The sequence below is a fragment of the Archangium violaceum Cb vi76 genome (assembly GCF_000733295.1).
GTDB lineage: Bacteria > Myxococcota > Myxococcia > Myxococcales > Myxococcaceae > Archangium > Archangium violaceum.
In genome coordinates, this window is record NZ_JPMI01000335.1 from 1 (window position 1) to 228 (window position 228).

1 protein-coding gene is annotated in these 228 nt (G+C 66.7%); it reads right to left on the reverse strand.

Translation table 11 applies throughout. From position 1 onward, the window contains the following. Positions 1-228: HAMP domain-containing protein (locus Q664_RS44265; protein ID WP_152622691.1), on the reverse strand; the 228-nt coding region annotated here is incomplete at both ends.

The following is a 228-nucleotide window of genomic DNA, read 5'->3' on the forward strand; positions in this document are numbered from 1 at the left end:
TGTTCTTGGAGGGCCAGGATCTCTCCCTTCACGTCCACGGTGACCTTCTTGGACAGGTCGCCGCGGGCCACCGCCGTGGTGACATCCGCGATGTCACGCACCTGGGCGGTGAGGTTGCTGGCCATCTGGTTCACGCTGTCCGTGAGGTCCTTCCACGTGCCGGACACGCCCTCGACCTTGGCCTGGCCGCCCAGCTTTCCTTCGGTACCCACCTCGCGGGCAACGCGG